The organism is Acinetobacter sp. YH12226 (assembly GCF_013417805.1).
Lineage (GTDB): Bacteria > Pseudomonadota > Gammaproteobacteria > Pseudomonadales > Moraxellaceae > Acinetobacter.
In genome coordinates, this window is the sequence record NZ_VPDG01000057.1 from 1 (window position 1) to 1,393 (window position 1,393).

The 1,393-nt window shown below is 37.4% G+C and carries 1 protein-coding gene; it reads left to right on the top strand.

Annotated elements, in window-relative coordinates:
* Positions 1-72 precede the first annotated feature (72 nt).
* Entirely contained in the window at positions 73-1,377 is a 1,305-nt protein-coding gene (locus FTV08_RS16030) for an IS4 family transposase (protein ID WP_005252158.1), read from the top strand.
* Positions 1,378-1,393 lie beyond the last annotated feature (16 nt).

The window sequence follows — 1,393 nt, forward strand, 5'->3', positions numbered from 1 at the left end:
GTAATGCCAGTCAGTTAAGCAAAAAAAGTTAAAATGCTGTAAAAAGAGCGTATGTAAATACGCTCTTTTTTTATGAATTTATCTCAGAATCTAGATTTAACATTAAAACAAACCCTACCTTCACTTTCACAATTCAGTGAATTGATTGATTTAAACTGGATTGAAGATTGCTTAGACCAAACAGGTAAAGCATCAATTCGAAAAAGAAAACTGCCTGCTGAACATGTTGTTTGGCTGGTAATAGGACTTGCTCTATTTCGAAATCAACCGATTTGGTATGTGGTTCAACAATTGCAACTTGTTTTCGGTACGGCAGAATACTGTGTACCGAGTGCATCAGTACAAGCAAGACAACGCTTAGGCTTAGAACCCATGAGTGCTTTATTTTCGACATTAAGTCAGGCATGGTTTAAAGACTCACAACAACAATATAGCAACTTTCACGGTCTATGCGTTTGTGCTGTAGATGGTGTGGTTTGGTCTATGCCTCATACAGAAGAAAACTTTAAGCACTTTGGTTCATCCAAAGGCAAAACAGCAGCTGCACCTTACCCACAAGTTAGAGTGACTTGCCTGGTGAATACCAATACCCATGAAATGATTGATGCCCAAATGGGCAGTATGGATCAAGGTGAATTAACCTTAGCCAGTCAATTAAAAGCACCAGTTCGCAGTATTACCCTATTTGATCGTGCTTACTTCTCTGCTGATTTTTTAGTGAGCTGGCAATCTCAGGCAGAAGAGAGTCATTGGTTGATGCGAGCAAAGGACAACCTGCGTTATGAAGTGATTCATCATAATGCGGCCCATGACTTTCAGATCAAAATGCTTGTTTCAGCAAGAGCAAAAAAGATAAATCCGTCATTGGGTGACTATTGGGAAGCACGTTTAATTGAAGTTGAATATGCAGGAAAAATAAGACGTTACATTACATCATTAACAAATTCTAAAGTTTATCCATTCAAAGACCTTGCAATGCTTTATATCCAGCGTTGGGAAATAGAAATGTGTTATCGGGAAATTAAAAGTGATTTACAGGATGCAAGGATTTTAAGAAGCAAACAACCTGATTTGGTCTATCAAGAATTGTGGGGGGTATTTATTGCATATAATATCTTAAGAAGACAGATGAGGTTTATCGCTGAACATGCAAAGGTGAGTCCTTTAAGGATCAGTTTCCATATTGCATCTATGAGTATTATCAATATCTTAAGGCACACACCTTTAGAATCAGCAGGAAACCTACCCAAACATTTAGCGCAATTATTTGAACAATCTAAAATATTTGTATTACCTGAAAAAAGGCAAAGGCAATGTCCGCGAGTAGTGAAAATTAAAGCACAAAAATATCCAAGAAAATGCCAGTCAATTTCTTAACTGACTGGCATTACCT